The sequence below is a fragment of the Paracidovorax cattleyae genome (assembly GCF_900104515.1).
In the GTDB taxonomy this organism is placed as follows: Bacteria; Pseudomonadota; Gammaproteobacteria; order Burkholderiales; family Burkholderiaceae_C; genus Paracidovorax; species Paracidovorax cattleyae.
In genome coordinates this window covers 135453-143183 of the sequence record NZ_FNJL01000014.1, presented here as the reverse complement: position 1 = coordinate 143183, position 7731 = coordinate 135453, and the positions used below count along the sequence as shown (strand labels likewise).

The window sequence follows — 7731 nt, the reverse complement described above, 5'->3', positions numbered from 1 at the left end:
GCATCCACCAGCGTGCCGGTCTTGAGCATGAGCCCTTGCGCGGCCAGATGGGCATTGATCGTGGCGAGAATCTCCGGGGCCAGCCGATGCTTCTCCAGCAGGTGGCGAAACCGCAGGATCGTCGTCTCGTCCGGCAACCGCGCCCGCCCCGAGAGCCCCGCGAACTCCCGGTACAGCGGGCGTTCGTGCAGTTCCTCCTCCATGGCCGGGTCGCTCAGGTTCCACCACAGTTGCAGGCAGTGGATGCGCAGCATCGTCTCCACGGCGAACGGCGGGCGTCCACCCAGTGCCTGGTGCGCTCCGCGCGCGTGCGGCTGGATCAGTGCCACCAGCGCCACCCACGGCACCACCCGGTTCATCTCTTCAAGGAAGATCTCCTTGCGGGTCTTCTTGGGCAGGGGATCGAACCCCAGCATCTGCTGCTCTTGCGTCATGCCCGCCATCTTGCCTGCTGCTCACTGCGCCCGCCAGTCCGCGATGGGGTTTTGCAGACCTTCCCTAAGCCTCCCCTAACCTTCCTCTAAGCCCGCTCTAAGCCTCGCTCCGCACACTCCCGTTCATGCCACAACCCACCTGAAAGGTTTGCCATGAACACGATCCTCTCCACCCCCCGCCGCCTGACCCTCGCCTTGGTGGTCGCCGGGGCCATGGGGGCGACGGGCGCGGGGCTCGTCACCAACCTGCATTCCAGCCATGCCGCCGTGCCTCCCGCGGCCACGGGGCCGGTGGCCGCGGCGCCTGCGGCGTATTCCGGCGTGTCCGCCCCGGATTTCGCGCAGATCACGGCGCTCAACGGCCCGGCGGTGGTGAACATCAGCGTGACGGGCACGACCAAGACCTCGTACAACGGCGGGGACGACGACGGCGACGACGAGACGCCGTCCGCCCAGCACCAGCCGCCCCGCGGCGGGCAGGGCATGGATCCGGACGATCCGTTCTTCGAATTCTTCCGCCGCTTCGGCATGCCGGGCATGCCCGGCGCCGGCGGCGGGCGCATGCCGCAGCGCGAGGTGCCGATGCGCGGTGAAGGCTCGGGCTTCATCGTGAGCCCGGATGGCGTCATCCTGACCAATGCCCACGTGGTGAAGGGCGCCAGCACGGTGACGGTGAAGCTCACCGACCGGCGCGAGTTCCGCGCCAAGGTGCTGGGCTCCGATCCCAAGACCGACATCGCCGTCCTGAAGATCGATGCGAAGAACCTGCCCGTGGTGCACCTGGGCGATACGAAAAAGCTCGCGGTGGGCGAATGGGTGCTGGCCATCGGCTCGCCGTTCGGCTTCGAGAACAGCGTGACGGCGGGCGTGGTGAGCGCCAAGGGCCGCGCGCTGCCGGACGACAGCTTCGTGCCCTTCATCCAGACGGACGTGGCGGTGAACCCCGGCAACTCCGGCGGCCCGCTGTTCAACTCGCGTGGCGAGGTGGTGGGCATCAATTCGCAGATCTACAGCCGCTCGGGCGGCTACCAGGGCGTGTCGTTCGCGATCCCGATCGAAGTGGCGGAGCGGGTGAAGGAGCAGATCCTGGCCACGGGCAAGGCCAGCCATGCGCGGCTGGGCGTGTCGGTGCAGGAGGTGAACCAGGCGTTCGCCGATTCGTTCCAGCTCGACAAGCCCGAAGGCGCGCTGGTGGCGGGCGTGGAGCCGGGCGGCCCGGCCGACAAGGCCGGCCTGAAGTCGGGCGACGTGATCCAGCGCATCAATGGCCAGCCCATCGTGGCGTCCGGCGACCTGCCGGCTTTTGTGGGCCAGTCCGCGCCCGGTTCCACGGCGCGCATGGAGGTGTGGCGCCACGGCAGGCAGGAAGAGATCACCGCCACCCTGGGCGATGCGAGCGACAAGCCGGCCAAGCTGGCCAGCGCCGACAAGGCCGTGGGCAAGGGGCAACTGGGGCTGTCGCTGCGGCCGCTGCAGCCCCAGGAACGCCGCGAGGCCGGCGTGAGCGGCGGGCTGGTGGTGGAAGAAGCGCGCGGCCCGGCCGCCCTGGCGGGCGTGGCCCCCGGCGACGTGCTGCTGTCCATCAACGGCACGCCGGCGCAGAGCATCGAGCAGGTGCGCGCCGCGATGGCCAAGGCGGGCAAGTCGGTGGCGCTGCTGATCCAGCGCGACGGCGACAAGATCTTCGTGCCCGTGCCCCTGGGCTGACCTCTCCCGGGCGGATGCCGGTTGCCGCCGGCGGAGCCCGGGGGCCTCGGCCCGCATTGGGCGGGCCCATGTCCCTGCGGCCCGGCCGGTTCCTGCGCGGTGCGGCGGGGCCTGCCGCTATCCTTGGCGGATGGCGCCGGGCCCTGGCCTGCACCGGCCGGCGCGAGACCGAACCTACCTTGCGAGGACACCTGCCATGCGCCTTCTGCTGGTGGAAGACGACACGATGATCGGCGAAGCCGTGTATGACCTGCTGCGCGCGGAGCAGCACGCGGTGGACTGGGTGCGCGATGGCGAGATGGCCGATACGGCGCTGCGCACGCAGACCTACGACGTGGTGCTGCTGGACCTGGGCCTGCCGCGCCGCGACGGCCTGGAGGTACTGCGCGATCTGCGCGCCCGCAAGGACCGCACGCCTGTATTGGTGGCCACGGCACGCGACGCGGTGGCCCAGCGCGTGCAGGGCCTGGACGCGGGCGCCGACGACTATGTGCTCAAGCCCTATGAGCTCGACGAGCTGCTGGCGCGCATCCGGGCGCTGGCGCGGCGTGCGGCAGGGCGGGCCGAGCCGGTCTATGAGCACAAGGGCGTGAGCATCGACCCGGCCACGCGCGAGGTGGCGGTGAACGGCGAGCCGGTGGTGCTGTCCGGGCGCGAATGGGCGGTGCTGGAGCCGCTCATCGCCCGCCCGGGGCGCGTGCTCTCGCGCGCGCAGCTCGAGGAAAAGCTCTACAGCTGGAAGGACGAGATCAGCAGCAATGCGGTCGAGGTCTATATCCACGGGCTGCGCAAGAAGCTCGGCGCGGACCTGGTGCTGAACGTGCGGGGCGTGGGCTACATGGTGCCGAAGGCATGAGCGGCGTGGTGGACGGCGGCCCGGGCGAGAGGCACGAAGCGGCGCCGGCCGATGCGTCCGTGCCGCCCCCGCACGGCGGCAGCCGCTGGAGCCGCTGGATGGACGCCCTCTCCGCGCGCGCGCCGCATTCGCTGCGGGCGCGGCTGCTGTGCTTCCTGTTCGTGGCGATCGTCTGCGCGGCGCTGCTGCAGTTCGCGCTCGCCTACCGTTCGGCGCTGGCCGAGGCGGACCAGATTTTCGACTACCACATGCAGCAGACGGCGATGGCGCTGCGCCCGGGCGTGCCGGCCATGGCGGAGGGCGCGCCGGAACCGCTGGAGCAGGAGGAGGAGAGCACCGAGTTCGTGGTGCAGATCTGGTCGTCCGACGGGTTGCGGGTGTTCGAATCGTCCGTGGGTGCGGCGCTGCCGCAGCGCGCGGTGCTGGGTTTCTCGAACGTGCGGGCGCACAACACGACCTACCGCGTGTTCTCGGTGCAGACGCGATCGCAGGTGATCCAGGTGGCGCAGGACATGGCCGCGCGCCGCGCGATGGCGCGCGACCTGGCCTGGCGCACGGCAGGGCCGATCGCGTTGCTGGCGCCGCTGCTGGCGCTGGCCGTGTGGTGGGCGGTGAGCGGCTCGCTCGCGCCGGTGGAGCGGGTGCGGCGGCAGTTGGCGAAGCGGCAGGCGGACGACCTGTCACCCGTGCATGCGGGCGCGCTGCCGGACGAGGTGCGGCCGATGGTGGACGAGCTGAACCTGCTGTTCGAGCGCGTGCGCCGCGCCTTCGAGGCGCAGCAGCATTTCGTGGCGGATGCGGCGCACGAACTGCGCTCGCCGCTGGCGGCGCTCAAGCTGCAGTTGCAGGGCCTGCAGCGCGCGGGCAGCGAAGAGGCGCGCGCGGTGGCGGCGGGGCGGCTCGCGGCCGGCATCGACCGTGCCACGCGCCTCGTGGAGCAACTGCTGGCCCTGGCGCGTCAGGAGGCCAGCGCCGCTGCCGGCGCGCCGCCCGAGCCCGTACCGCTTGCCGGACTCGCCCGGCAGGCCGTGGCCGATGCCACGCCCGCCGCGCAGAACAAGGACATCGACCTGGGACTGGCGACCGGCGACGCGGTGGCGGTGCTGGGGTATGCGGATGCGCTGCGCATCCTGCTGCGCAACCTCGTGGACAACGCCGTGAAGTACACGCCCACCGGCGGCGTGGTGGACGTGCATGTGCGCGCAGTGCCTGGCGGCCCGCGGCCGTCCGGCGTGGAACTGGTGGTGGAGGACAGCGGCCCCGGAATCGCAGAGGACGACCGCGAGCGCGTACTGGGGCGCTTCTACCGCGCGCCCGCGGCGGCCGGCAGCGCGCCGGGGGGCGGCAGCGGGCTGGGCCTGGCCATCGTGGAATCGATCGCGCGGCTGCACGGCACCTCGGTGGCGCTGGATGCGTCACCGCGCCTGGGCGGGCTGCGCGTGGCGGTGCGCTTCGCAGTGGTGGCCGGTGTTCCGGCGCTGCAACGCGGGGGCACAGGGAGCCCGGGGGGCGGCGCTTGACGCGGTTCGCGCTGCTCTCGGGCCTGGGGCATGCGGTCTTCGTGGCCGTAGGCCTGCTGATCTACGTGATGGCCACGCGCATCGGCCGCCAGCGCCGCCATCCTTCGGCGGCGGTGGGCTGGGTGCTGGCGATCGTGGCCTTCCCGTATGCGGCGGTGCCGCTGTTCCTGATGTTCGGGTCGCGCAAGTTCGTGCGTCCGCAGCGGCGCGCCGCCCACATGCTGGCGGCCGGGCCGGCATCGCTGGTCGCCGGCCCGCTGCCGACGCCGTTGCCCCCACTCGGGCCCGCCTGGGCCACGCAGCTGCTGGCGGGGCTGGAGCTCGCGCCGCCGGTGCGCAATGCGCGCATCGTGTTCCACGGGCAGGGCGTGCAGGCGCTGGAGGCGCTGCTGGCCACGGTGGCCTCGGCGCAGCACAGCCTGGACGTCTGCACCTTCGTCTTCGGCGACGACGAGGTGGGCCGGCGCGTGGCCGCGGCGCTGCAGCAGGCCGCGGGCCGGGGCGTGGCGGTGCGGCTGCTGCTGGACGCGGTGGGCAGCCTGGGCATGCCGGCGGAGCTGTCGCGCGCGCTGAAGCAGGGCGGGGTGCAGGTGCGCCGCTTCATGCCGCTGCTGCACAACCCGATGCGCGGCCACACCAACCTGCGCAACCACCGCAAGATGGTGGTGGCCGATGGCGAGCGGCTCTGGAGCGGCGGCCGCAACCTGGCCTGCGAGTACTTCCTGGACCGGCCGCAGCTGCCGGCATGGATCGACCTGAGCTACGACATCGACGGGCCGATCGCGCTTCAGGCCGCCGCCCAGTTCGCGGCCGACTGGCAGGCCGCGAGCGGGCGCATGGCCCGCGCGGTGCTGCCGCGGCCGCTGCCCTCCGGCCCGCCGGAGGGCGTGCCTGCGCAGTGGGTGCCCAGCGGCCCCGACCATGCGGACGACACGGTGCATGCGCTGCTGGTGGCCGGCGCCTACCATGCGCAGGAGCACATCGTGGCGGTGACGCCGTATTTCGTGCCGGACGATGCGTTGCTAGATGCCTGGTGCCTGGCCTGCCGGCGCGGCGTGCAGGTGCGCCTGCTGGTGCCCGAGCGCTCCAACCACCGGCTGGCCGATTGGGCGCGCGCCCGCGCCCTGCGCGAACTGGCCCAGGCCGGCGCGGAGGTCTGGCTCGCACCGGGCATGGTGCATGCCAAGGCCGTGGTGATCGACGGTGACCTCGCGCTGTCGGGCTCGCTCAACCTCGACGCGCGCAGCCTGTTCCTCAACTACGAAGCGATGACGGCCTTCTACGGGCCGGATGAGGTGCGGTGGCTGGCCGGCTGGTGTGAGGACCAGTTCGCCCGCGCCCGGCGCCTGCATGCCCGCCCGCCGTCCTGGCCGCGGGACATTGCGGAAGGTGTGGTGCGGGCGGTCGGGTTCCAGCTGTAGCGCGTGTCAGGCCGTAAAGCGGCTCAGCGCGGCCTCGTAGTGGTGCCGATTGCTGTGGTAGCCCGTGCCCGGCGGCCCGTGCGGCTGCGGAGGCGTGCCGCCCAACCCGTCACGGTCGGTCAGCCCCAGCCGCAACCGGACCAGGCCCTCGGACGACCGGCCGATGGCCTGCTGGCGGTCCATCAGGCATTTGCGGGGATTGCCCGCGTAATCCAGGGTCAGCGCGATGCCGCGTGGTTGGGTGAAATCGCAGGCATGTGGGCCCTGGGCCATCGCGTGCGCCTTCTGCTTGGGGTTGAGCAGCATCGGGTCCAGCAGCACCAGCGCCGGCCGTGGGGCCTGCGGCAGATGGCTCTGGAGTGCCGCTGCGAACATCTGCGCGCTGCCCCCGCCCGTGGACAACCCGCAGATGTGCGACACCTGCACCGTCGGATCCGCCTGCAGTGCCTGGGCGACGAGCTGCGCCGCCTCGCAAGCCATGCGGTAGACCCGTCCCACGTCCCCCTTCAGGGTGGTGCCGTTCTGCTGCTTGCTTCCATCCGGCACGCCGTCGAAATAGATGCTGACACGGTAGGACGGTCCACCCGGAACGGCTGGCGTGACGGGCGTCTGGCGGATCGTCATGTGGGTCTTGGTCGCGAGATGGGCGAGCGTGTGCCGGTCGCTGGAGCCGAGCTTGCGCCGCAACGGCGTGTCGCGGTCCATGTTGAGGACGTGCAAATCGTCATAGACCGAGAACACACCCATGTCCAGTTCTGCCAGGCGTTGGCGAATGCCTTCGGCAAGCGCTGGAGCCGGTGGATAGCCCGTGCTGTCCGGCAGGCCGAGGGCGGTTCCCAGGCTCCGCAGCATGGATTCCGGCAGTGAGTCCACGCGGGCGTCGGGATCGCTTCGGAGATCGATGAAGGCCCCCGCGGCCTGCCCTCCCCACGCTGGGGTGGCGTCACCGTAGGAGGGGCTCCCTGCCTGCGATACCTGTGCCCATTCGGGGTCCTCCAGGCCGAGCCTCTCTGCGGAGTCCGCATCGAAAAGGTTCTGCCATTCTTCCTCATTGGGAGGATTGATTCGATGATCGATGTGGGGGCTGCCGCGGCCGATGCGCGGCCCTTCGGACAACATGTCGTGGCTCTGGACGGCGCGGTCGGTCAGCTGTTCGGCGTATTCGCAGCGGGCGATGGGGCGCAGCCGTTCCAGCCGCGGCTGCGATACCTGTGCCCATTCGGGGTCCTCCAGGCCGAGCCTCTCTGCGGAGTCCGCATCGAAAAGGTTCTGCCATTCTTCCTCATTGGGAGGATTGATTCGATGATCGATGTGGGGGCTGCCGCGGCCGATGCGCGGCCCTTCGGACAACATGTCGTGGCTCTGGACGGCGCGGTCGGTCAGCTGTTCGGCGTATTCGCAGCGGGCGATGGGGCGCAGCCGTTCCAGCCGCGGGGCGGGAGCGTACCCCTGTGCACCGGCAGAGCGCGCGCCCTGCCGGGCCGGGAGGTGCTCCGACGCCGCGGAGCGGGGTGCCTGCCGTGAAGCGCGCTCAGCGGCCTGGGACGAGCTTTCGCCTTGGGAGCCGCGGTTTTTTTTGCGGGAAAACGGATTCAGATGGATCGGCACCATGTGCATGATCAGGGAGAGATCAAAGCACCAGAGTAGGGCGGGGGGGCGCAGCGCATGTTCCAGGCGCGAAGCCGTGTGCCCGGTGGCGAAGCCGTGGCAGCGCCGCGGGGCCTGCATGCCAGGCCTGTGCTGTCCGGGAGCTCTTGGCTTGACTTATATACGCAATGCGTTTCAAATTCAAG

The 7731-nt window shown here is 71.1% G+C and carries 6 protein-coding genes; 4 read left to right on the top strand and 2 right to left on the bottom strand.

All coding sequences use genetic code 11. From position 1 onward, the window contains the following. On the bottom strand, positions 1 to 434 hold a 434-nt coding region (locus BLR05_RS13580; RefSeq protein WP_167361259.1), incomplete at its 3' end, for a transposase. A 153-nt stretch (positions 435 to 587) separates the two neighbouring features. Between BLR05_RS13580 and BLR05_RS13575 the strand changes: the two genes are divergently transcribed. From BLR05_RS13575 to BLR05_RS13560, 4 genes are all read left to right on the top strand, one after another. Beyond that, positions 588 to 2141, top strand: coding sequence for a DegQ family serine endoprotease (locus BLR05_RS13575; protein WP_092835039.1), 1554 nt, complete (start codon positions 588 to 590; stop codon positions 2139 to 2141). Between the two features lie 196 nt (positions 2142 to 2337). After that, complete coding sequence (locus tag BLR05_RS13570) at positions 2338 to 2997, top strand: response regulator transcription factor (protein WP_092835037.1); 660 nt, start codon at positions 2338 to 2340, stop codon at positions 2995 to 2997. 98 nt (positions 2998 to 3095) lie between these two features. Continuing rightward, on the top strand, positions 3096 to 4517 hold the full coding sequence (locus BLR05_RS13565) for an ATP-binding protein (protein WP_092835055.1): 1422 nt from the start codon (positions 3096 to 3098) through the stop codon (positions 4515 to 4517). Further along, on the top strand, positions 4514 to 5938 hold the full coding sequence (locus BLR05_RS13560) for a phospholipase D-like domain-containing protein (protein ID WP_092835035.1): 1425 nt from the start codon (positions 4514 to 4516) through the stop codon (positions 5936 to 5938). Before BLR05_RS13565 ends, BLR05_RS13560 begins: the two co-directional genes overlap by 4 nt. A gap of 6 nt (positions 5939 to 5944) precedes the next feature. Here the strand turns inward: BLR05_RS13560 and BLR05_RS26565 are convergent, their stop codons facing one another. Continuing rightward, a complete protein-coding gene (locus tag BLR05_RS26565; protein ID WP_092835033.1) occupies positions 5945 to 7666 on the bottom strand; it encodes a hypothetical protein in 1722 nt (573 codons plus the stop codon). Positions 7667 to 7731 lie beyond the last annotated feature (65 nt).